Here is a 22999-nt window from a genome sequence, read left to right on the forward strand (position 1 = left end):
GGGGCGAACGTGAACACCCGGGCCGGCACGACCGCCACGGCCGGCGAGGGCGCGCGTACCGGGGCCGACGGGAGGGACGGGGCCAAGGAGCCGCTGCTGTCCCCCGTCCCGGACGACGACGGGGCGCCCTTCTGGGAGTACGCCGCCCGGGGTGAACTCCGCGTCCAGGCCTGCGCCGGCTGCGGTGAACTCCGCTTCCCGCCGCGCCCCTGCTGCCCGCACTGCCACTCCTTCGCGGACGAGTGGCGCAGGATGAGCGGGCGGGGCCGGATCTGGTCGTACGTCGTCCCGCATCCGCCGCTCCTTCCCGCCTACGCGGCGCTGGCCCCGTACAACGCGATCGTGGTGGAGCTGGACGAGGCGCCGCGGATACGGCTGGCCGGGAACCTGGTGAGCGGGCCGGACGAGCCCATCGGCTCCGTTCCGGCCCGGCGGATCCGGATCGGGGCCCGGGTGCAGGCCGTGTTCGCCGAGGTGAACGGCGTCACCGTGCCGCGCTGGGTCCTGGAGCGGGCGTGAGCGGGCGGGCCGGAGCCGGCGGGCTCGTGGTGAGCGTCGACAAGGACACCGGGGTCGCCGTCCTCACGCTCGACCGGCAGGACCGGCTCAATGCCATCGACCTTCCGACGGCCGCCGAACTGGTCGCCGCCTGGCGCGAGTTCCGGTTCGACGACACCGTACGGGCGGTCGTGGTCACCGGCGCGGGACGGCGGGCCTTCTGCACCGGGATCGACCGCGGCGCCGAGGTGCCGCAGCCCGGCTCCCCCTACATGGTGGACGATCCGCTGGCCGCGATCGGGCCGAAGGCCAACGGCCTGTGGAAGCCGGTGATCGCCGCCGTGAACGGGATCGCCTGCGGCGGCGCCTTCTATCTGCTGGGCGAGTCGGAGTTCGTCGTCGCCGACGAGGAGGCCACCTTCTTCGACCCGCACACGACGTACGGAATGGTCAGCGCGTACGAGTCCGTCTACCTCGCGCAGCGGATGCCGTTCGGGGAGGTGGCGCGGATGGCGCTGATGGGGACCGCCGAGCGGGTCTCGGCGCGGCGGGCGTACGAGGTGGGGCTGGTGTCCGAACTCGCCCCGCCGGGAGGGGCGTTGGCGGCGGCCGTCGCGTGCGCGGCGGTCATCGCGTCCTACCCGGCCGAAGCCGTCCAGGGGACCGTACGGGCGCTGTGGTCGGCGCAGGAGGCGACCCGCGCGGCGGCCCTGGCGCACGCTCCGCAGCTCGTCTCCCTGGGAAACCTGCCGGGCGAGCGGCAGGCGGAACTGTTCTCGGCCCGCCGGCCGGGATTCCGGCTGCGCTGAGGGCCGCCCGGACGCCGGGCGGTCGAACCCCGCTCCCGTGCGGCCGGAGAAACCCTCGAACCGGGCCGGAGCGGGCCGGACCGGGCCTCGCTCCCTGTGGCGGGCCGGTCACTCCGGGCGTAGCCTCGGCACCCGGAACGGCTTCCGCAAGGCCGTCCGTGTGAACGACGGCCGCCGTCCGGAGACCCTTCCGTGCCCGGTACGGCGGCCGTCACACAGCTTTCGCCCCGCTCACGTGGTGCGGGCGGTCCCGGTGCCCTTCTCCGCGTCCAGCGCGTACACACAGCGGTCCTTGCTGCACGCGTACACGACGCCGTCCTTGACCACGGGCGCCCCGGTGATCTCGCCGCCGGTGGCCAGCTTCCAGCGCAGGCGCCCGTCGTCGGCCTTCAGGGTGTACAGCAGGTGGTCCGTGGAGCCGAAGTGGATACGGCCCTCGGCCACCACGGGGGCGCCCACCAGGTCGCCACCGGCCTGGAAGCGCCACTTCGGGGTGCCGGTGACGGCGTCCAGCGTGTACAGGCCCTTGCCGCTGCCCACATGGACGTGCCCGGCCGCCACCAGGACCGGCTCGGTGGAGGCGCGGGACTCGGTGGCGATGCGCCAGCGGTCGCGGCCGTCGGTCGCGTCCAGGGCGTACACGGTGCCGAGGTAGTCGGCGAGGTAGACGCCGCCGCCCGTCACCGCGGGGCCCGGGGCGAAGGTGGGCGGGGACAGGAAGACGGCCGGGGCCTCGAAGTGCCAGCGGACGTGACCGCTCGCCGTGTCCACGGCGAGGACACGGGTGCCGGCGGAGATGTAGACGTAGCCGTCCGGCGCGTGGGTCATACGGACCGGTACGCCGCCGCAGGAGGCCGTGTCGCCGATCGGGTACGACCAGCGCTCCTCGCCCGTACGGGCCTCCAGGGCGCGCAGCCGCGCGTCCTTCCAGACGTACACCGTGCCGTCGTGGATCGACGGACCGGCCTCCGGGGACTCGAAGTCCGTCTGGGCGCCGCTGATCTCCCAGAGCTTCTGGCCGTTCGCCGCCTCCCAGGCCTGGACGCCGCCGCCGCGCGTGCCGGTGACGACCGTTCCGCGGTCGGCCCGGAGGGAGTAGACCCAGGCGTCCGTGGACAGGCGCCACAGGTCCGCGCCCTCCCTGGCTTCGAGCGCGTACAGCGTCGGGCCGTCGGACGCGTGGATGCGGCCGTCCGCCACCGCCATGGACCACGCCACGTCGCGGGTCTTGAAACGGCGCCGGCCGGTCGCCACGTCGAGGGCGTGGACCTCGAAGGAGGTGACGTAGACGAGGTCGTCGGCGACCGAGGGAGTGCCCCAGACGTCGTTCGACATCCGGAAGCGCCAGGGGCGCCAGCCGGCCGGAGCGTCGGGCGCCGGAGGCGCGACCGCGGGCACCGGCGCCGGTTCGGCGCCGTTCACGCCGATGCGCGGCCGGGACCAGGACGCCGCGAGCCCGGCTTCCGGGGGCGGCGCCTTCACGGCCGCCGCGCGGGCGTCCAGGACACGCGGGCCGGGGCCGATGGGCACCGGGGCGCCCGCGAGACGCACCGGGCTGGTGTCGGGCGCCCCCACGGGCACCGGGGCGTGCGACGGAGGCGGAGGCACCGTGGCGCGCCCCCCGCCGCTGCGTCCGCTTCCCCCGGCCGGCTGCTTGACCGGCGGACGGCCGCCGCGCCGGGTCTCGATCAGGCCCACCGCGCGCTCGGGCAGCCACGCCGACGCCGTACCGCTGTCGTCGGAGCCCGAGCCGAAGAGGTGGGGTGCGAGCTGGGCCTGGAGGTCGGCGGGGTTGGGGCGGCCCGTGGCGTCCATCTGCATGCAGGACTCGATGAGCGGGCGCAGCTCGTCGGGGAGGCCTTCGAGGTCCGGGCCCTCGCGGAGCAGCATGAACACCGTCTCGACGGGGTTGGCGCCGTGGAAGGGGGCGTGTCCGGTGGCCGCGAAGACGAGCATCGAGCCGAGGGAGAAGACGTCGCTCGCGCCGGTGACGCTGCGCGAGTCCTTCGCCTGCTCGGGCGACATGTAGGCGGGGGTGCCGACCGCGACGTTGGTCATGGTCAGCCGGGTGTTCGAGACGCCGGACGCGATGCCGAAGTCGATCACGCGCGGCCCGTCCTCGACCACGAGGACGTTCGAGGGCTTCAGGTCGCGGTGGACGAGTCCGGCGCCGTGGATCGACTGGAGTGCCTCCGCGACACCCGCCGCCAGCCAGCGCACGGCCTGGGCCGGAAGCGGCCCGCACTCATTCACTATCTCTTCGAGCGAGGGCGCGGGCACGTAGGCGGTGGCCAGCCACGGCACGGCGGCACGGGCGTCGGCGTCGACCACGGCCGCCGTGTAGAAGCCCGACACGGCGCGGGCCGCCTCGACCTCGCGCGAGAAGCGGACCCGGAACAACTGGTCCTCTGCGAGCTCGGTCCTGACCGTCTTGATCGCCACGCGCCGGCCGGAGGCCGAGCGCGCGAGATAGACCAGCCCCATGCCGCCGGCACCCAGCCGTCCCAGCACCTCGAACGGCCCGATCCGGCGCGGATCGTGCTGCGTCAGCTGATCCACCACTTGCCTGCCACCTCCCCGTACGGGTCGCGTCATCCACGTATGAACGCGGCCCAGTGCAGCGTCTCACCACCGCACCGCCATGGCGGCACGCACCCCGATTCTTCCTGGCCGAGCCGCCGGTTGCGAACCCGGGGCCGGATCGGGGTGTCTCGTGACAAAACAACCGCCCCGGCAGAGGTACGGCCGCCAGGGCGCCACTGTTCAGGGCCGAAATGCGCCCCTCACCCCAGAAGTACCCCGCCCCGGCCCCCGGAAGTGCCGTCCCTCACGTCGAAATGCCGTGCCCCTGACCGCAGAAGCGTTTCGGCCTGATCCGTCGAAGCATCCCCCGATGTCTTTGAACGGTGAAGCAACCTCACCGCCGGTACGACATCACCGCTGGTCGGAGAACCCTCACCGTTCGAGCACGGCGAACGACGCCCCCTGATTGTCCGTGACGACGGCCACGCGCCCGTACGACGTGTCGAAGGGTGTCACCTGGACACGGCCGCCGAGCCTGTTCACCGTCCCGAGTGTCTCCTCGCAGTCCTCGACTCCGAAGTGGACGAGGAAATGGGGCGGCATCTCGGCCGGAAAGACGCCCGTCACGGGAACGCGGCCGAAATCCGGGGTGGCGTCGGGCCCGAACAGCGCGTCGTGGAACAAGGTGCCGTAGAAACGGTCGACCGTCGCGGTGTCGCGCGCGTACAGCTCGGCCCAGCAGAACGTGCGGGGCTCGTGCCGCTTGGCGAAACCGGGGTGGGTACCGGGCTGCCAGAGGCCGAGCACGGCGCCCTCCGCGTCGGTGGCGAGGGCGGCCGTGCCCAGCTCGCCCGACGGGCCCACCGCCGTGGGCACGGAGATGATCCGGCCGCCGGCCGCCACGATCCGCCGGGTGAGCGCCTCGACGTCCGGTGTCGCGAAGTACACGGTCCACACGGTGGGCATGCGCCCGTCCAGTTTGGGCGTGAGCGCGGCGACCGGCTCACCGTCCAGCTCCGCCCAGCCCTCCGGACCGGACTCCTCGGGGAACGTCCAGCCGAAGAGTTCGCCGTAGAAGCGCTTGCCCGCCTCCACGTCGGGAAGCTGTGCGTCGACCCAGCAGGGCACACCCTCGGAGAACCCGGCGACAGCGGCTGATTCGGCCATGCGGCCAAGTTAACGGCCCTGCCGGTATCCCGCAGAGCGTGCGCACCTGCTCCGGTGACGCCCCGTCCCTGCTCAGGGGCCCCGCACGGGCTCGCGGGCCGTGCGTCGAGCGGGCCCGGAAAGCACTCGCGGGCTCTGGCGAACTCCTCGTCGAACGTCCCCCGGACCCCCGCCGAAACCCCCGCCGAACCCCCGCGATGTACGGCCGCACCCCATTTGCAGTCGGCCGAATCGCGCTCCGATCACCCCTCGGTAAGCTGACGGCATGACAGGACAAGTGCGTACCGTCGACGGCCGCGTGGCCGGACGACGTGGGCAGGCGACCCGGCAGAAGCTGCTCGACTGCCTCAGCGAGATGCTCAGCTCATCGCCCTACCGGGATGTCAAAGTCATTGACGTCGCCCGGAAGGCAGGCACTTCGCCGGCGACCTTCTACCAGTACTTCCCGGACGTCGAAGGCGCCGTCCTGGAGATCGCCGAGGAAATGGCCGCCGAGGGCGCCGCGTTGACCCGGTTGCTCGAAGGCCGTTCCTGGGTCGGCAAGGCCGGCTGGCAGACCGCCCAGGAACTCGTCGACGGCTTCCTGGAGTTCTGGCGGAAGAACGACGCGATCCTGCGTGTCGTCGATCTCGGCGCCGCCGAGGGCGACAAGCGGTTCTACAAGATCCGCATGAAGATCCTGAACTCCGTGAACAACTCCCTTACGGATTCGGTCACCGAACTCCAGGCCAAGGGGAAGGTCGACAAGGACGTGAACCCGGCCGCGATGGCCGGTTCCCTCGTCGCCATGCTCGCGGCGGTCGCCTCGCACCAGAAGGGGTTCCAGTCCTGGGGCGTCAAGCAGGCCGAACTCAAGCCGAACCTGGCGCTGTTGGTGTATCTGGGTGTGACCGGGAAGAAGCCGACGAAGTAGATCCCCGCGCCTGAACGCTCCAGCTCCTGTCATGCGGGCGGCAGTTCGTTCCGGAGAACCGTCCGGCGGGCTGCCGCCCGCTGCGCTGCACGGGCACCGCCGAGGATCCGGCCGGACCGCCCGCACATCCGCGCCGCCCGTTCAGCCCGGCCGTCCGGTCATCCGGAACGGAAGACCCGTTCAGCCCGACCCGGCCTCACCGTTCCCGGCCCCACCCTTCCCGGAGTCGGCTTTCCCGGAGTCGGCCTTCCCGGAATCGGCCGGCACCGCCCGGCGCACGATCCTGAAGAGCCGGATCTCCCGGTCCACCCGCGCCTGATAGGTGGCGTACGGCGGCCAGAACGCCAGCACCGTCGTCCAGACCGCGTCCCTCTCCTCGCCCGTGAGGAGCCGGGCGGTCACGGGGATGTCCTCGCCCTTCCAGTTGATGACGGCGTCGGGGCGGGCGAGCAGGTTCGCGGTCCAGGCGGGGTGGCCCGTACGGCCGAAGTTGGACCCGATGAGGATCCAGCCGGCCCCCGTCGCACCGGCCGCCGCACCCGAGGTGCCCGACTCCGGCATGCAGGCCAGCGGGGTACGGCGCTCCAGACCGCTCCTGGCGCCGCGCGCCGTCAGGACGACCCCGGGCAGCATCTGGGCGCTGAGCAGCACCTTCCCGCGGGTGAGCCGGTGCACGGCGCGGTCGAGGGCCGGGATGAGGTGGGGGGCCACCCTGGCGAACGTCCGGGTGGAGGAGACCCGCTGCACCAGCCGCACACCGGACATCCTCCGCGCCCCGGTCCCCGCCCGGGCCCTCCCCCCGTCGCCGTCGCCGTCGCCCGTACCGCTCCCCGTACGCGAACGCCCCTCCGCCGCCATCAGACCGTCACCTCCGCCCCGTCGAAGAGCCGCGCCGCGTCGGCCGCGTGCGCGCGCAGCCGGTGGACGGGGCCGAAGAGCAGTTCGTCGCCGGACGCGCGCTTGAAGTAGAGGTGGACGTCGTGCTCCCAGGTGAAGCCGATGCCTCCGTGCAGCTGGATGCCCTCGGAGGCGGCGGCGCGCAGCGCCTCCAGCGCCTGGGCCAGCGCGAGGGCGCCCACGCGTTCACCGCCCGTCCCGGTGGCCCAGGCCGCGTAGTACGCCGCCGAGCGGGCCGACTGCACGCCCACGTACACGTCCGCGAGCCGGTGCTTGACGGCCTGGAAGGAGCCGATCGCCCGCCCGAACTGCTCACGCCGGCCCACGTGTTCGACGGTGCGTTCCAGTACGCGGTCGGCGGCGCCCACGGCCTCCACGGCGAGGACGGCGGCGGCGGTGTCCCCGACGGCGGCCAGGGCAGCGGGCACGTCGGCCTGGCCGTCGCCCAGCAACTCGGCCTCCACGTCACGCAGTTCGAGTCTGGCCTGCGGCCGGGTCGGGTCCAGGGAGGTCTGCCGTGCGCGCACCAGCCCGCCGGCGTCGTCCCGCACCAGGAACAGCAGCGTCCGCGACCGCGCGAACCCGCCGGTGTGCGCGGCCACCACCAGCAGCCCGGCGCTGTGCCCGTCGAGCACCTGCGCCGCCTGCCCGTAGAGCCGCCACGCGCCGTCCGCCCGGCGCGCCTGGACGCCCCCGGCGCGGCCGCCGCCGGCCCAGTCGCCGCGGTTGTCGCCGGTCAGCGAGAGGGCGGTGGCCAGGCCCGTGCCGGGGACCGCCAGGGCGGCGGTCAGCGCGCCCGAGGCCAGCGACGGCAGCAGTGCGGCGCGCTGCGCCTCGGTGCCGAGGGCCAGGATCAGCGGGGCGGCGAGAACGGCGGTGGACAGCAGCGGCGAGGGGGCGAGTGCGCGTCCCGACTCCTCGCAGGCCAGGGCGAGTTCGGTCATCGAGCAGCCGACACCGCCGTACGCCTCGGGGAGGGCCAGTCCGGGCAGCCCGAGCCTGCGCGCGAGGGTCTCCCAGAGTGCCGGGTCGTAGCCGGCGGGGGTCGGCTCGGCGGCCCGCAGCTCCCGCGAGCCGCACCGCTTCACCAGCAACTCCCGCAGCGTACGGCGGATCTCCTCCTGCTCCGCGGTGAGACGGGTGTCCATGGGCGGGCTCCTCCCTCGTCGGGGGCTGATCCGGGAAGTCCGGGAAGCTGATCTGACGGGCCGTCATGTTAGGGCTGGGGGTCCCAGATGCACAGGGGCGCGACGGCTCCCGGAGGGGCAGTTATCTGATGTACCGTCAGATTCATGACGCATGCCACCCCGGGCCACAGCCGTCGAAAGGCCGCCGTCGTCGGCGTATCCCTGTCCGGCTGCGGCCGCGTGGACGGGGCGACCCCGTACGCGCTGCACGCCCAGGCCGCGCGCCGCGCGCTGGCCGACTCCGGCCTGGACCGCTCGGTGATCGACGGTTTCGCGTCGGCGGGCCTCGGCACCCTCGCACCCGTCGACGTGGCCGAATACCTGGGGCTGCGGCCCACCTGGGTCGACTCGACCTCCGTCGGCGGCTCCACCTGGGAGGTCATGGCGGCCCACGCGGCCGACGCCATCGCGGCGGGCCACGCGAACGCCGTCCTGCTCGTCTACGGCTCCACCGCCCGCGCCGACATCAGGGCGGGCCGCCGCACCGGCAACCTGTCCTTCGGCGCCCGGGGCCCCCTGCAGTTCGAGGCCCCGTACGGCCACACGCTCGTCGCCAAGTACGCGATGGCCGCGCGCCGCCACATGCACACGTACGGCACCACGCTCGAACAGCTCGCCTCGGTGGCCGTCCAGGCCCGCGCGAACGCGGCCCGCAACCCGGAGGCGATGTTCCGCGACCCGGTCACCGTCGACGACGTCCTGTCGGGGCCGATGATCGCGGACCCTTTCACCAAGCTGCACTGCTGCGTCCGCTCCGACGGCGGCGCGGCGGTCCTGCTGGTGGCCGAGGAGTACGTGCGCGACTGCCGTACGGCCCCGGTGTGGGTACTCGGAACCGGCGAGCACGTCTCCCACACCACCATGTCCGAGTGGGCGGACTTCACCGTCTCCCCGGCGGCGGTGAGCGGCCGGCTCGCCTTCGAACGCGCCGGAGTCCGCCCGGCCGAGATCGACTTCGCCGAGATCTACGACGCCTTCACCTACATGACCCTGGTGACCCTGGAGGACCTCGGCTTCTGCGCCAAGGGCGAGGGCGGCGCCTTCGTGGACGCGGCGAAGGGGCGACTGCTGGTGGGCGGGGAACTGCCGGTGAACACGGACGGGGGCGGGCTGTCGGCCCAGCACCCGGGCATGCGCGGCCTGTTCCTGCTCGTGGAGGCCGTACGGCAGTTGCGCGGCGATCTCCCGGAGGAACGGCAGGTACGGCGCCCCGACGGCTCCCCGCCCGAGCTGGCGGTGGCGTCCGGGACGGGAGGCTGGTTCTGCTCGTCGGGGACGGTGGTGCTGGGGCGGGGGTGAAGGGGCTGGGGCCCGGGGTGGTGCCATGGGGCGTCGGACCGTGCCAGGCGATACTCGGAGCCATGGAACCGGATCTTCATGAGCTGCTGAGATCGCTGCGGGTGTGGGACACCGAGCTGCCCGGCTTCGCCCCGGAGGGTGCTCCGGCGGACCCGCTGACCCTGTTCACCCGGTGGTTCGCGGAAGCCGTGGCGGCCGGGCAGGCCGAGCCGCACACGATGACGCTCGCGACGGCCGACGAGGACGGTCTGCCCGACGTCCGGACGGTGATGCTGCACGGCGCGGACGACGACGGCTGGGCGTTCGCCTCGCACGTGACGAGCCGCAAGGGACGCCAGCTGGCCGCGCGGCCGTACGCCGCCCTCGGCTTCTACTGGCCCGCGCAGGGGCGTCAGATCCGGCTCCGCGGCCCGGTCACCCCCGCGTCCCCCGAGGAGAGCCAGGCGGACCTGCACGCCCGCTCCACGGGTGCGCTGGCCGCCGCCCTGGTGGGCCGGCAGAGCGAAGTCCTGCCCTCACGGGACGAGTTGGACCGGGCCTCGGACGCGGCCTGGGAGCGGGCCGAGAGCGCCCCGCACTCCCCCGCCCCCACCTGGACGCTCTACCGCCTCCGGCCGGACGAGGTCGAGTTCTTCCAGGGTCACGCCCGCCGGCGCCACGCCCGGTTCGTCTACCGCCGCACGGAGACCGGCTGGAACACCGGACTGCTGTGGCCTTGAATCCTCCCCTCCCTGAACGGGAGGGGATTCCTGGCTCAGGCTGCCTCCGGGAGCGGCGCTCCCGGAGGTCTTACGCCCTCGACACCAGCCGGGTTGAGACCAGCCCGGACCAGCATCACGCGGGCGGAGTTCTTGTCCCTGGGGGACACGGCCCCGCACGCGTTGCAGGTGTAGGTGCGTTCCGAAAGAGGAAGTGCGTGCTTGGTTCTCGCTCCGCACGATGCGCAGTCCATGGTGGTGTGCGCGGGGTGCACGAGACGGACATCCCGCCCGTGCTTGCGGCCCATCTCGATCAGGGCCTTCTTCGTGGCGCCGATCGCGGCGTCCGCCGCCTTGCGCGCCATCGACGACCTGGCGAGGAACTTCGGGCGGAAGTCCTCGACAGCCAAGGCGTCATGGTCGGTCACTACACGCTTGGCCCTTCCCCAAGCTCTCCGACAAGCTCCGAGCAGGGGAGACCCCATTCGGGCCGTGTCCTGCCGCTGCCGGGCGATCTTCGCGTAGGTCTTCGCCCGCCACTTCTTCGCCTCGCGGTAGCCCTTCGAGGCGGCCCGGCCCTTTTCGGTCTGCGGCGGGCCATCATCCGGTCGTACCGGGTCACGACGCTCCGCGTCGCTCACACGGGATGCGATTCCTCCCCGGCGTGAACGCCGGGGCATCCTCGCAGGAATCAGGTGACCCGTGAGCCCGGAGGGACTTGAATGGCTGGATGACCGACGCCCATGTGCAGTTCTCCGTCCAGCCCGCCCCGGAACTGACCGGACTCGGGCTGCTGCTCCGGCCCTGGGACCCGGAGTCCGACGCCGATGTGTCGGCGTACCTGCACGGGCTGACGGATCCCGAGTTCCAGCGCTGGAACACCCCGCTCAGGTTCGTCCGGGACATCGACACCGCCCGTGAGGCGCTGCGGACGCGCGTCGCGGCGGCGGCCGGCGGCACCGGGGTCTCCTTCTGCGTCGCCGATGCCGGGACCGGCGAGACGCTGGGCCATATCGGCGTCAACGAGATCGACCACGTCATAAGCTGCGCCCGCGTCGGCTACTGGGTCCTCCCGGAGTGCCGCGGCCGCCAGGTCGCCACCCGCGCCCTCACCCTCACGGCCCGCTTCGCCTTCACCGACCTCGCGCTGCACCGCCTCGACCTGGGCCATGCCGTGGGCCACGAGGCGTCCTGCCGGGTCGCCGAACGCTGCGGATTCCGGCACGAGGGGACTCTGCGCGGAGCGATGTTCGAGGCCGGCCGCCATGACGCGTTCCGCGACCTGCACCTCCATGGACGTCTGGCGACGGATCCCGAGCCTGCGCCGTCACCCCCCGGAACGTGACGCGGGCCGGAACACGGGAATCCCCGCCCGGAAGGCCACCTCCAGTTCCATCCCGATCCGCAGCGCCGCTTCCTCGCACTCGACCACCTCGGTCATCATCCGGGGGCCCTCGGCCAGGTCGACGACGGCGGCGACGTACGGCACGCGCGCGTCGAACGGCGGCAGATCGTTGCGGTGGACGACGGACCAGGTGTAGAGCGTGGCGCGTCCGCCGGCGGGGCTCCAGTTCACGTCCTCGCTCCAGCAGTGCGGGCAGAACTCGCGGGGGTAGTGGTGAACGCGGTCGCAGGCCGCGCAGTGCCGGATCAGCAGCCGCCCCTCGGCCGCCGCGTCCCAGTACGGCCGGGTGAAGGCGTCGGCCTCGGGGACGTCGAACCCGCCACCGGAACCTGTCGCACCCACCGGACCCGGCGCACCCACCGAGGCCCTCGCACCCACCGGACCCGGCGCACCCACCGAGGCCGTCGCGCCCCCGGAAGGCACCGGGTCCTCGCTCGCCGCGCCCAGGCCGGTTGCGCTCACCGGAAGAGTCCCAGGGCTTCGTCCAGGGACCATGTCTGCCAGGACATCCCGAACAGGCCGACGGCCGAGACCAGCGCCATCATCGCGTTCTGTCCCTGTTCCGCCCAGTCGTGGATCATGAGGGTGAAGTAGAGGACGTTGAGGAGCAGGCCCGCGACCAGCGCGACGGGAGTCAGCAGTCCGGCCACCAGGCCGAGACCGAGTGCCAGCTCCGCGTACACGACCACGTACGCCATCGTCCGGGGGCGCGGTGCGACGATCGTGTCGAAGCCGGACCGCACGGCGTTCCACCGGTGCTTGGACGCGATGTCCGCCGCCCACGCGATACCGCTCCCGCGCTCGAACCAGCCCTTCTTGTCCTTGTGCCGCCAGCTCTCGAGCCACCACAGCCCGAGCCCGATACGGAGCACGGCCAGCCATTCCGCCCCGCCGAGCCAGATCGTGTCCATGGCCGAACCTCCCGTAGAGGCAACGTATCTGACGGTACGTCAGTTTCGACTCTCCGGGACGCCCGCACAAGGGTCCGGCACCCACCGGCGGGGGCACGCGAACGCCCCGCCACCACCCACCACCGTTCCACCCCTCCCAGGGGGCGCGCGGAGCCGATTTCCGCGCTCCCGCACAAGACGTACGCCCCGGCGCCCACCTGCGACGACAGCACGCTTTCTCCACACCCCCACCCCACCGAAGTGACCTACGCCACCAGGCCCACCCACCCCTCCCACAGTCGTGACCACTTCGCAACCGATTCCCCTCTTGACCGAGACCTATCAAGCAAAGGCGTGATTACGCTCGCGCTATGGCCGACTCGACTGCTTCCACGACCTCCCACACGGTGCCCTCCCACGAGGACCGCCCCGTGTACGTGATCGGAGGCGGTCCCGGGGGACTCGCGGCGGCGTACGCCCTGCGCGCCCGGGGCGTGCGAGCCGTCGTACTGGAGAAGTCGGACCAGGTCGGTGCGTCCTGGCGGGGCCACTACGACCGACTGCACCTGCACACCACCCGGCGCCTGTCCGCGCTGCCGGGGCTGTCGATGCCACGCTCGTTCGGCCGCTGGGTGGCGCGCGACAACGTGGTGCGCTACCTGGAGAAGTACGCCGAGCACCACGGCCTGGAGATCGTCACGGGCGTCGAGGTCTCCCGCGTCGAACCCGCCCCGGGCGGCGACGGCTGGCTGCTGCACGCCACCGGCGGACGCGAACTGACCGGCAGCGCGGTGGTCGTCGCCACCGGCTACAACCACACCCCGCGCGTCCCCGACTGGCCAGGCCGCGACACCTACACCGGCGAGCTCCTGCACGCCGGCGAGTACCGCAACCCCGCCCCCTACGCGGGCCGCGACGTCCTCGTCGTCGGCATCGGCAACACCGGAGCCGAGATCGCTGTGGACCTGGTCGAGGGCGGCGCCTCGCGCGTTCGACTGTCCGTTCGCACCACGCCGCACATCGTGCGCCGTTCGACGGCGGGCTGGGCGGCGCAGTTCACGGGCATCGCCGTACGACGACTGCCGGTGCGCCTCGTGGACGCGCTGGCCGGGCCGATGGCGAAGCTGAGCGTGCCCGACCTGGCGGCCAAGGGCCTGCCCCGCCCCGACACCGGGCTCTACTCCCGCGTCAACGAGGGCTCCATCCCCGTCCAGGACGTCGGCCTCATCGACGCCGTCCGCAAGGGGAAGGTCGAGATCGTGGCCGCGGTGGAGGGGTTCGAGGACGACAAGGCCGTCCTCGCCGACGGAAACCGGATCGACCCCGACGTGGTGATCGCCGCGACCGGATACACCCGAGCCCTGGAAGGCATGGTCGGACACCTCGGCGTGCTCGACGGCCGCGGGCACCCGGTCGCACAGGGCGGCCACACCCCGCAGAACGCGCCCGGCCTGTACTTCACCGGCTTCACCAACCCCATCAGCGGCATGTTCCGCGAGCTCGCCCTCGACGCGGAGAAGATCGCGAAGGCGGCAGCCCGCCACACCTCCACCACAGAGCCCACCCCCCAGCCCACCCGCTGACGCATCGACGGCTCTTTCGCCCCCGCCGCCCCTACCCGACCCGCCCTGGGGCTCCGCCCCAGCCCCCGCTCCGCAAACGCCGGAGGGGCTGAAAATCACGCCCGCGAGGGCCGACACCCAAGCCACCACACACCCGCAGTGAACGGCCTGAACCACGACGTATCCGCGGCCGGGATCCGGCGGGAGGGGCCGTGCCGGTACATCACATGCCCGTCGCTTACGCCCGGATCGAGCAGCGGCTCCCTCCCAAACCCACGTCTGATCCAACGGCGACGGGCGGATGTACCGGCAGGGCCCCGACCCACCCACCGAACCCGCACCGCACCGCGAACGGGCCGCACGGCACCGCGAACGCCGGCGCAGCGAACCCGCACGGCCCCGACCCACCCACCGACCGGAACCGGGGTAGGCCAGACCCCCCGCCGGGTACCTAACAGAAGCCCACCCCTGCACAACGGTTCCTGACACGGCGTCAGTTAAGTAATCTGACACTGCGTCAGTTAACCATTGGCTGTCACACAGGAGCGGGCGGACCGATGCTTGGATCAACCCACGGCACCCTCACCACCGACTCCCGCCGGGCCCGGGTCATCGCCTGCGGCGAGCAGCCCTCACCGGTCGTGCACGGACGGCCGGCCGAGGTCGACGACCTGGACGTCAGCGGTCGCCCGCTGTACGCCGCCGTACCCGATCTGGACCGCTTCTTCCGTCCCGGATCCATGGCCGTCATCGGCGCCTCGGACGCCGAGGGACGGCCGAACACCGGGATCACCCGGCAGCTGATCGGCTGGGCCGAGCGGGTCGGCGCCCGGCTCCACCCGGTGCATCCCACCCGCCGGTCCGTCTTCGGTCTGCCGTGCCTCCCGTCCGTCGCGGACCTGCCGGAGCAGGTGGATCTGGCGGTGCTCCTCGTCGGCGACCCCCTTCCGGTGATCGGTGAACTGGCCGAGGCCAAGGTGAGGTTCGCGGTCGTTTTCGCCTCCGGATTCGCCGAGACCGGGGCCGAGGGCGCCGCCGCGCAGACCCGGCTCGCAGCCGCCGTGCGAGGCTCCGGCCTGCGGCTGCTCGGGCCCAACACCAACCTCAACGCGTTCGAGAACTTCCGCGACGACCTCGACGGCCCCGCGATCGCGCTCATCACCCAGTCCGGCCACCAGGGCCGCCCGGTGTTCGCGATGCAGCAGCTGGGCATCCGCATCTCGCACTGGGCGCCCACCGGCAACGAGGCCGACCTGGAGACCGCGGACTTCATCTCCTACTTCTCCGAGCGGCCCGAGGTCGGCGCCATCGCCTGCTACGTCGAGGGGCTCAAGGACGGCCGCTCCTTCCTGCTCGCCGCCGACCGCGCCGCCCGGCGCAAGGTGCCCGTCGTCGCGGTGAAGGTCGGCCGCACCGAGACCGGCGCCCGGACCGCCGCCTCGCACACCGGCAAGCTGACCGGCGCCGACACCGTGGTGGACGCGGCGATGCGGCAGTACGGCGTGATCCGCGTCGACGGACTCGACGAACTCCAGGACACCGCGGCCCTGCTGGCGCGGGCCCGCGCACCGCAGGCCGACGGGGTCGTCGTGTATTCGATCTCGGGCGGCACGGGCGCGCACTTCGCGGACCTGGCGACCGAGGCGGGTCTCGACCTGCCGGTCCTGTCGGAGGCCAGGCAGGCCGAGCTGCACACCTGGATACCGGAGTACCTGAACGTCGCCAACCCGGTCGACAACGGGGGCCACCCGGTCGGCGACTGGCGCGGCCGGAAGATCATCGACGCGATCCTCGCCGACCCCGCCGTCGGCGTGCTGGTCTGCCCGATCACCGGGCCCTTCCCGCCGATGAGCGACAAACTGGCGCAGGATCTGGTGGACGCGGCGGAACAGACGGACAAGCTGGTGTGCGTGGTGTGGGGATCGCCGGTCGGCACCGAGGCCGCCTACCGCGAGACCCTGCTCGGTTCCTCCCGGGTCGCCACCTTCCGTACGTTCGCCAACTGCATCACCGCCGTCCGCGCCCACCTCGACCACGCGCGGTTCACCGCCGCCTACCGCTCCCCCTTCGACGAGGCCCCGCGCACCCCGTCGCCCTCCTTCCGCAAGGCGCAGGCCCTGATGCGTCCGGGTCAGCAGCTCAGCGAGCACGGCGCCAAGCAGCTTCTGCGGGCGTACGGGATCCGCGTGCCGCGCGAGCAGTTGGTGACCAGCGCGGCGGCGGCCGTGCGGGCGGCGAGCCAGGTCGGCTACCCGGTGGTCATGAAGGCCTCCGGCGCGCAGATCGCCCACAAGACCGAACTCGGCCTGGTCAAGATCGGGCTGACCTCCGCCAGCCAGGTCCGCGACGCCTATCGCGAGCTGACCGACATCGCCCGCTACGAGGGAATCTCGCTCGACGGGGTCCTCGTCTGCCAGATGGTCGAGCGGGGCGTCGAGATGGTCGTCGGTGTCACGCACGACCAGCTCTTCGGACCGACCGTGACCGTCGGGCTGGGCGGGGTTCTCGTCGAGGTGCTGCACGACACCGCCGTGCGCGTGCCGCCCTTCGGTGACGACCAGGCGCGGGCGATGCTGTCCGAGCTGCGGGGGCGGGCCCTGCTCGACGGGGTGCGCGGGGGCCCGCCGGTGGACGTGGACGCGCTGGTCGAGGTCGTGATCCGGGTCCAGCGCATGGCGCTGGAACTCGGTGACGAGATCTCGGAGCTGGACATCAATCCGCTGATGGTGCTGCCCCGGGGACAGGGCGCCGTGGCCCTGGACGCGCTGGTGATGTGCCGCTGAGCCGAGGCCGACGCGGGCCCACCCCCGTACGAAACAGGCCCACCCCCGTACGAAACGGAGCACCTTCATGACTGACTCCCCCCGTGTGTCCCGTGAAGCTCCCGAATCCCCTGAATCTCCTGAATCTCCTGCACCAGCCGAAAAGTCCCTCGACTCATTGATACGTCACGCCACTGACAACGCGGTCTCGTGGATCACCCTCGACCGGCCCGAGGCGATGAACGCGCTCACCTGGGACCAGCGCGAGCGCGTGATCGATCTGCTCGCGGCGGCGTCCGCCGACCCCGGCGTGCGGGCCGTGGTGATCACCGCCACCGGTCGCGGGTTCTGCGCCGGAGCGGATCTGCGGGGCGGTCCGCCCGCCGGGGAACGGGTGCCGGGTGATGTCGCCCGCACCATCCGGCTGGGCGCGCAGCGTCTGATCGCCGCCGTCCTCGACTGCGAGAAGCCGGTGATCGCGGCGGTCAACGGCACGGCGGCCGGGATCGGCGCGCACCTCGCCTTCGCGTGCGACCTCGTCCTCGCGGCCGAACCGGCGCGGTTCATCGAGGTGTTCGTGCGCCGCGGTCTCGTACCGGACGGCGGCGGGGCCTATCTGCTGCCCCGCCTCGTCGGCCCCCAGCGGGCCAAGGAGCTGATGTTCTTCGGCGACGCGCTGAGCGCTTCGGACGCCGAGCGGATCGGGCTCGTCAACAGGGTCGTACCGGCGGAGGAGTTGGAGAAGACGGCCCGCGCGTGGTCCGAGCGGCTCGCCACCGGGCCCACCCGTGCCATCGCCCTCGCCAAGCAGCTCGTCAACGCCTCCCTCGACACCGACCGCGCCGGCGCCTTCGCGGCGGAGGCGGCGGCGCAGGAGATCAACATGACGACGGCGGACGCCACCGACGGGGTGAGGAGCTTCGTGGAACGCCGGGCCCCCCGCTTCGAGGGCCGCTGACAAACCGCACCCGGCGACGCACGGAAGGGGACGTGCCGGTACATCACATGCCCGCAGGCCGGGCGGGTCACCCCCCACGCCGTCGCGGCCCCGCCCCCACCGGCCGAACCGGACGCGGTCCCTTCACCCCCGCCGCAATATGCGCAGGTCCCCCGCGTCGGGGTCGCCGAAGAGGACGAAGAGTTCCGGGTGGGCCTCTGTGCCGCCGATGGTCCAGTACGTGTCGTGGCCGCAGTCGCCGACGCGCACGACCACGCCGTCCCGCCGGTCGGAGACGGGCCCGTCGGCGTACGGGTCGTAGCGGCCGACGGTGTCGAGGAACCAGGTGCCGGCGCCGTCGCAGCGCGTGAACTCCTTGGTGGTCACGTCCCCGAACTCGGGCTGGGCGGGCACGGCCGAGAGCTCGGCCCGCCCGCCCGCGCGCAGCCGCAGCTCGGCCCCGTGATCGCCGCGCCAGACGCCGGTGAGCCGGTCGGCGCCGAGCTTCGGGGGCTCGTACTCCTGGATGAGCCCCGTGGCCAGCCCCACGGTGCCCGCCGCCACGACCAGCACGCATGCCCCGAGGGCCACGAGCGCCGTGCGGAACCAGACGCGGTCGGCGGTCGGCGGGCGTCCGGTGACGCGTTCGCGCCGCCGCACGAAAGCGACACCCAGCGTCGGCGGGACACCGGACACGGCGATCAGCAGGGCCGTGGCGCCGGTGGGAGCGAGGCCGCCGAGTGCGACCGCGAGAGCGGCCCAGAGCGTGCCGAGCACCAGCACGGAAGCCAGGTGCCAGGCGCCCTCGGGACCGGGTGCGCGCCGGGTCGCCCACCGGGCCGACGTGGCCGCCGGCATCGTATACATCACCGCGTGCAGCAGCCCGAGGACGGCGAGCAGCGGCGGTCCGAAGACCAGCATGCACAGGAATCCGAGTCCGGCGAGTCCACCGCCCAGTCCCACGCCGTAGTCGTCGTCGTCGAACGTACCGACCCACCGGAGGGTGAGGGCGACCGCGAACTGCGCCGCGCAGATCGCCGCGGCGAGGTTCACCTCGCCGTCCGCCCACACCGACCGGGAGCGCGCGCGCTTCTCTGAGTCTCCCCACCCCATGAGGCGAAAGATACGCGGGCGAAACACACGGCTCCCCCGAGGGGTTCCCGCGGGCCGCCCCGGCCGGCCTCCCGGGGCCTTTGCCCCTGACCTGTCGCGCTCCCGCCCTCCGGGCCTCGCCCACCCCTTCCTATCTGACAGGCCGTCAGCTTCAATGAAGGGGTGATGGGACACGCAGGGATGGCCGCCGCCGCCGTCCGCTACCTCAGGTCGGCCGGGGCCCCCACCGTCGCGGGGCCCGTCGAGGCGTTGCCGCGCCCGGATCTGCGCGCGGTCGGCGAGGACGAGCGGGCGCCGGTCGATCCGGTCCGGTTCCGGTACGTGCTGGGCCACTTCGCGACCGGCGTGACCGTCGTGACGGCACCGGCCGCGGGCCCCGACGACCCGGCGGGCTCGGCCGGGTTCGCCTGCCAGTCGTTCGCCTCGCTCTCCCTGGACCCTCCGCTGATCTGCTTCATGGTCGGCCGTACGTCCGCGACCTGGCCGCGCATCGCCCGTGCCGGCGTGTTCTGCGTCAACGTACTCGGCGCGCACCAGGGCGACTTGTGCCGCGGCTTCGCGGTGAGCGGTGCGGACAAGTTCGCCGGGGTGGTCCACGACGCCGCTCCGGTGTCCGGCTCCCCGCGCCTCGCGGGCGCCGCGGCCTGGATCGACTGCACGATCCACGCGGTGCACACGGGCGGGGACCATCTGATCGTGGTGGGCCGCGTGGACGCCCTCGGCGCGAGCGGCGACGGCGACGAGGGCGCCGAGGTGCCGCCGCTGCTCTTCCACAAGGGCCGGTTCCTCACCTGACGCAGGGACGGACCGCCCGTCACGCGGGGGCCGGTGACACCGCCGCGGCCGGGGCCGGGACCGCCGGACGGCGGCGGCGGATCACCAGGGCCATCAGCGCGGCCGCGGCGCACAGCGCGCCCGAGGCGTACCAGACCACGTCGTACGAGCCGAACCGGTCGCGGGCGAAACCGCCGAGGAAGGCGACGAGTGCGGCGCCGACCTGGTGGGAGGCGAGGACCCAGCCGAACACGATGGCGCTGTCCTCGCCGTACTGCTCACGGCACAGCGCCAGGGTGGGCGGGACCGTGGCCACCCAGTCGAGGCCGTAGAAGACGATGAAGAAGATCATCGGCGGGTGCACGGTGGGGGCCAGGAGCATGGGGAGGAACAGCAGCGAGATGCCGCGCAGGGCGTAGTACACCGCCAGCAGGCGGCGGGGCTCGAAGCGGTCGGTGAACCAGCCCGAGGCGATCGTGCCGATCACGTCGAAGACGCCGATGACGGCGAGGAGCGAGGCGGCCGCGGTGATGGGCATGCCGTGGTCGTGGGCGGCGGGCACGAAGTGCGTCTGCACCAGGCCGTTCGTCGAGGCGCCGCAGATCGCGAACGTCCCGGCCAGCAGCCAGAAGGGGCCCGTGCGCACGGCGGAGAACAGCACGGTCACCGCGCGCCGGGCGGCCCCCCGAGCCGGTTCCGGCTTCGGTACGAACTCCGTCGCCCCGTACGGCATCTGGCCCACGTCGGCCGGGTGGTCGCGCAGCAGCAGCCAGACGAAGGGGACGACCGCGAGGGCGGCGAGGGACACGGTCACCGCGGCCGGACGCCAGTCGTGCTCGGTGACGATCCAGGACAGCAGCGGCAGGAAGATGAGCTGTCCGGAGGCCGAGGCCGCCGTCAGGATGCCCGTCACCAGGCCCTTGCGTTCGGTGAACCAGCGGTTGGTGACCGTGGCCGCGAAGGCGAGTGCCATCGAACCGGACCCCAGACCCACCAACAGGCCCCAGCACAGGAGCAGTTGCCAGGCCGCCGTCATCCACACCGTCAGCCCGGAGCCGACCGCGATCACGGTCAGGGCGACGGCCACCACGCGCCGGATGCCGAAGCGGTCCATGAGCGCCGCCGCGAACGGCGCCGTGAGTCCGTAGAGCGCGAGGTTGATCGAGACCGCCGCGCCGATCGTGCCGCGCGACCAGTGGAACTCCTGGTGCAGCGGGTCGATCAGCAGTCCGGGAAGCGACCGGAAGGCCGCCGCGCCGATGATCGTCACGAAGGTGACGGCGGCGACGAGCCAGGCGCGGTGGACGCGGTGAGAGGGTGCGGGGCGGACGGGCCGGGAGTCCTCCGGGGCCTGCGCGGCTTCGGTTGTCTGGGTCACGTCATAGAGCTTCGGGGAGCGGGCACCGGTGAACCACTGGCCCGAGAGACAGCATTCGTTAGGATCGGGCCATGGCCACTTCCGGTACGTTGCCCCCGCACCGCGTCGTCGTCCTCGCCCTGGACGGTCTGATCCCCTTCGAGCTGGGCATTCCGCAGCGCATCTTCGGCAAGGCGCGGGACACCGACGGGCGCCCGCTGTACGAGGTCGTCACCTGCTCGGTCCGGCCGCCGGGCCCCGTGGAGACGGACGCGGACTTCTCGGTCCTCGTCGGCAACGGACCCGAGGCGCTGGCCACCGCCGACACCGTCGTCGTCCCGGCCTCGTACGAACTGGGCCCCGTGGAGCAGGAGGGCATCCTGACCCCGGAGCTGGCGGCCGCCCTCACCCACATCCGTCCCGGCACCCGCCTCGTCTCCATCTGCACCGGCGGCTACGTCCTCGCCGCCGCCGGATATCTCGACGGCCGCCCCGCCACCACGCACTGGATGCACGCCGAGCACTTCCAGCGGCTCTTCCCGAGCGTCAGCGTCGACGCGGACGTGCTCTTCGTCGACGACGGGGACGTCCTCACCTCGGCCGGGGTCGCGGCCGGGATCGACCTGTGCCTGCATCTCGTACGCCGGGACCACGGCGCCGCCGTCGCCAACGAGGTGGCCCGCCGGACCGTCGTACCGCCGCACCGCGACGGCGGCCAGGCGCAGTACATCCGGCGCCCGGTCCCGGAGGCCGGGTCGGCCACCACGACCGCCGCCCGCGCCTGGGCGCTCGGCCGCCTCCACGAGCCGATCCAGCTGCGCGACATGGCCGAGCAGGAGTCCATGTCGGTGCGCACCTTCACCCGGCGTTTCCGCGAGGAGGTCGGTGTCAGCCCCGGCCAGTGGCTCACCCAGCAGCGCGTGGAGCACGCCCGCCATCTCCTGGAGTCCAGCGACCTGTCCGTCGACCACGTGGCCCGCGACGCCGGCTTCGGCACGGCCCAGTCGATGCGCCAGCACCTCCAGGCGACCCTCGGCGTCACCCCGACCACCTACCGGCGCACCTTCAGGTCGGGCACCGGGCCCGAGCGATGACCTCGGGACGACTGCCCCGGGAACCGTCCGCCCCCTCCCGTACGAGGTCCCGCCTGCCGGGGCACTAGAACGTCAGCACCGCCCTCGCCACCTTCCCCGCGTGCGCGTCCTCGGCCGCTCTCTCGAAGTCCTCGACCGGGTACGTCGCCGTCACCAACTCGTCGAGCAGCAGGCGGCCTTCGCGGTACAGCTCGGCGTACAGGGCGATGTCCCGCTGGGGGCGGGACGAGCCGTAGCGGCAGCCCAGGATGGACTTGTCGAGGTACATCGAGGAGACGAGGAAGGAGGCCTCGGCCGTCGCCGGGGGGACGCCGAGCAGGATCGCCTGGCCGTGCCGGTCGAGCGCGTCGACGGCCTGGCGGATGAGTTCGACGCGGCCGACGCATTCGAAGGCGTGCTGGGCTCCGGTGGGCAGGATGTCCTTCACCCCGTCCACCGAGGTGAGGAAGTGCGTCGCGCCGAACCGGCGGGCCACGTCCTCCTTGGCCGGATTGGAGTCGACGGCGACGATCCGCAGGGCGCCCGCGAGCCGGGCGCCCTGGATGACGTTGAGACCGATGCCGCCGGTGCCGATGACCAGGACGGTGTCGCCGCGGTCGACCCGGGCCCGGTTCAGGACCGCTCCGACGCCCGTCAGGACCCCGCAGCCGATCAGCGCGGCCGACGTCAGCGGAATGTCCTTCGGAATCCGGACCGCCTGCACCGCCTTCACCACCGTGCGCTCCGCGAAGGCCGAGTTGGCGGCGAACTGGTACAGCGGCTCTCCCGAGCGCGCGAACGGCCGTTGCGGCATGCCGATCGCCTTGCGGCACATCGTGGGCCGCCCCCGGTCGCACTCCGCGCAGGTCCCGCAGTTGGCGAGGGTGGACAGCGCCACGTGGTCGCCGGGCCCGACATGGGTGACGCCCGCGCCCACGGCCTCCACCACGCCCGCCCCCTCATGGCCGAGGACCACGGGGACGGGGAAGGGGATGGTCCCGTCCACCACGGAGAGATCGCTGTGGCAGAGTCCCGCCGCGACGATCGCCACCTGAACCTCTCCGGGCCCTGGATCGCGTATCTCCAGGTCGTCCACGACCTGGGTCCTCTTCCCGTCGAAGATCACGCCTCGCAT

19 protein-coding genes and 2 pseudogenes are annotated in these 22999 nt (G+C 72.8%); 11 read left to right on the plus strand and 10 right to left on the minus strand.

Annotated features, from left to right (window positions below; genetic code table 11):
- The first annotated feature begins 93 nt into the window (after positions 1-93).
- Together OG485_RS19875 and OG485_RS19880 are read left to right on the plus strand one after the other, a co-directional pair.
- Complete coding sequence (locus tag OG485_RS19875) at positions 94-519, plus strand: Zn-ribbon domain-containing OB-fold protein (protein ID WP_443048927.1); 426 nt, start codon at positions 94-96, stop codon at positions 517-519.
- A complete protein-coding gene (locus OG485_RS19880) occupies positions 516-1307 on the plus strand; it encodes an enoyl-CoA hydratase/isomerase family protein (protein WP_328669674.1) in 792 nt (263 codons plus the stop codon). Before OG485_RS19875 ends, OG485_RS19880 begins: the two co-directional genes overlap by 4 nt.
- 231 nt (positions 1308-1538) lie before the next feature.
- Here OG485_RS19880 and OG485_RS19885 read toward each other — a convergent pair whose 3' ends face one another.
- Both OG485_RS19885 and OG485_RS19890 read right to left on the minus strand, forming a co-directional pair.
- On the minus strand, positions 1539-3869 hold the full coding sequence (locus tag OG485_RS19885; protein WP_328669675.1) for a serine/threonine-protein kinase: 2331 nt from the start codon (positions 3867-3869) through the stop codon (positions 1539-1541).
- Positions 3870-4262: 393 nt separating this feature from the next.
- On the minus strand, positions 4263-4997 hold the full coding sequence (locus OG485_RS19890; protein ID WP_328669676.1) for a VOC family protein: 735 nt from the start codon (positions 4995-4997) through the stop codon (positions 4263-4265).
- A 265-nt stretch (positions 4998-5262) separates the two neighbouring features.
- Between OG485_RS19890 and OG485_RS19895 the strand changes: the two genes are divergently transcribed.
- Positions 5263-5910 carry a TetR family transcriptional regulator gene (locus OG485_RS19895; RefSeq protein WP_326787161.1) on the plus strand — a complete coding sequence of 216 codons (648 nt, stop codon included), beginning with the start codon at positions 5263-5265 and terminating at the stop codon, positions 5908-5910.
- Positions 5911-6180: 270 nt separating this feature from the next.
- Here the strand turns inward: OG485_RS19895 and OG485_RS19900 are convergent.
- Both OG485_RS19900 and OG485_RS19905 read right to left on the minus strand, forming a co-directional pair.
- Positions 6181-6675: pseudogene (locus OG485_RS19900) on the minus strand (nitroreductase family deazaflavin-dependent oxidoreductase); the annotation flags it as partial.
- A 92-nt stretch (positions 6676-6767) separates the two neighbouring features.
- The gene (locus OG485_RS19905) at positions 6768-7955 is read right to left on the minus strand and encodes an acyl-CoA dehydrogenase family protein (RefSeq protein WP_328669677.1); all 1188 of its coding nucleotides are present in this window, start codon (positions 7953-7955) and stop codon (positions 6768-6770) included.
- Between the two features lie 144 nt (positions 7956-8099).
- Between OG485_RS19905 and OG485_RS19910 the strand changes: the two genes are divergently transcribed.
- Complete coding sequence (locus tag OG485_RS19910; RefSeq protein WP_328669678.1) at positions 8100-9293, plus strand: thiolase C-terminal domain-containing protein; 1194 nt, start codon at positions 8100-8102, stop codon at positions 9291-9293.
- 62 nt (positions 9294-9355) lie between these two features.
- A complete protein-coding gene (locus OG485_RS19915) occupies positions 9356-10012 on the plus strand; it encodes a pyridoxine/pyridoxamine 5'-phosphate oxidase (RefSeq protein ID WP_328669679.1) in 657 nt (218 codons plus the stop codon).
- Positions 10013-10047: 35 nt separating this feature from the next.
- On the opposite strand, the pseudogene OG485_RS19920 reads toward OG485_RS19915, so the two are convergent.
- Positions 10048-10613 (minus strand): annotated as a pseudogene (locus tag OG485_RS19920) (zinc ribbon domain-containing protein); the annotation flags it as partial.
- A 108-nt stretch (positions 10614-10721) separates the two neighbouring features.
- Here OG485_RS19920 and OG485_RS19925 point away from each other — a divergent pair.
- Positions 10722-11336 carry a GNAT family N-acetyltransferase gene (locus OG485_RS19925; RefSeq protein ID WP_328669680.1) on the plus strand — a complete coding sequence of 205 codons (615 nt, stop codon included), beginning with the start codon at positions 10722-10724 and terminating at the stop codon, positions 11334-11336.
- Here the strand turns inward: OG485_RS19925 and OG485_RS19930 are convergent.
- Positions 11319-11756: a Zn-ribbon domain-containing OB-fold protein gene (locus OG485_RS19930; RefSeq protein ID WP_443048928.1), complete on the minus strand. Its 438-nt coding sequence runs from the start codon at positions 11754-11756 to the stop codon at positions 11319-11321. The two genes, OG485_RS19925 and OG485_RS19930, sit on opposite strands and share 18 nt — an antisense overlap.
- A gap of 98 nt (positions 11757-11854) precedes the next feature.
- The gene (locus OG485_RS19935) at positions 11855-12307 is read right to left on the minus strand and encodes a DoxX family protein (RefSeq protein ID WP_328669681.1); all 453 of its coding nucleotides are present in this window, start codon (positions 12305-12307) and stop codon (positions 11855-11857) included.
- A gap of 350 nt (positions 12308-12657) precedes the next feature.
- On the opposite strand from OG485_RS19935, the gene OG485_RS19940 reads away from it, so the two are divergent.
- The 3 genes from OG485_RS19940 (at position 12658) to OG485_RS19950 (ending at position 17568) form a co-directional block, all read left to right on the plus strand.
- Positions 12658-13869 (plus strand): flavin-containing monooxygenase, encoded by a 1212-nt coding sequence (locus tag OG485_RS19940; protein WP_328669682.1) that lies wholly within the window; start codon positions 12658-12660, stop codon positions 13867-13869.
- A 536-nt stretch (positions 13870-14405) separates the two neighbouring features.
- Positions 14406-16631, plus strand: coding sequence for an acetate--CoA ligase family protein (locus OG485_RS19945; protein ID WP_328669683.1), 2226 nt, complete (start codon positions 14406-14408; stop codon positions 16629-16631).
- A gap of 67 nt (positions 16632-16698) precedes the next feature.
- Positions 16699-17568, plus strand: coding sequence for an enoyl-CoA hydratase/isomerase family protein (locus tag OG485_RS19950; protein ID WP_328669684.1), 870 nt, complete (start codon positions 16699-16701; stop codon positions 17566-17568).
- 123 nt (positions 17569-17691) lie between these two features.
- On the opposite strand, the gene OG485_RS19955 is transcribed toward OG485_RS19950, so the two are convergent.
- Positions 17692-18660 carry a hypothetical protein gene (locus OG485_RS19955; protein ID WP_328669685.1) on the minus strand — a complete coding sequence of 323 codons (969 nt, stop codon included), beginning with the start codon at positions 18658-18660 and terminating at the stop codon, positions 17692-17694.
- 165 nt (positions 18661-18825) lie between these two features.
- On the opposite strand from OG485_RS19955, the gene OG485_RS19960 reads away from it, so the two are divergent.
- Complete coding sequence (locus tag OG485_RS19960) at positions 18826-19455, plus strand: flavin reductase family protein (protein ID WP_328669686.1); 630 nt, start codon at positions 18826-18828, stop codon at positions 19453-19455.
- 19 nt (positions 19456-19474) lie between these two features.
- Here the strand turns inward: OG485_RS19960 and OG485_RS19965 are convergent, their stop codons facing one another.
- Positions 19475-20812 carry an MFS transporter gene (locus tag OG485_RS19965; RefSeq protein ID WP_328669687.1) on the minus strand — a complete coding sequence of 446 codons (1338 nt, stop codon included), beginning with the start codon at positions 20810-20812 and terminating at the stop codon, positions 19475-19477.
- A gap of 71 nt (positions 20813-20883) precedes the next feature.
- Between OG485_RS19965 and OG485_RS19970 the strand changes: the two genes are divergently transcribed.
- Positions 20884-21885 carry a GlxA family transcriptional regulator gene (locus OG485_RS19970; RefSeq protein WP_328669688.1) on the plus strand — a complete coding sequence of 334 codons (1002 nt, stop codon included), beginning with the start codon at positions 20884-20886 and terminating at the stop codon, positions 21883-21885.
- Positions 21886-21949: 64 nt separating this feature from the next.
- Here the strand turns inward: OG485_RS19970 and OG485_RS19975 are convergent, their stop codons facing one another.
- Positions 21950-22999, minus strand: coding sequence for a Zn-dependent alcohol dehydrogenase (locus OG485_RS19975; protein ID WP_328669689.1), 1050 nt, complete (start codon positions 22997-22999; stop codon positions 21950-21952).

Origin of the sequence: Streptomyces sp. NBC_00328 (assembly GCF_036139655.1) — a bacterium.
Classification (GTDB): Bacteria; Actinomycetota; Actinomycetes; order Streptomycetales; family Streptomycetaceae; genus Streptomyces.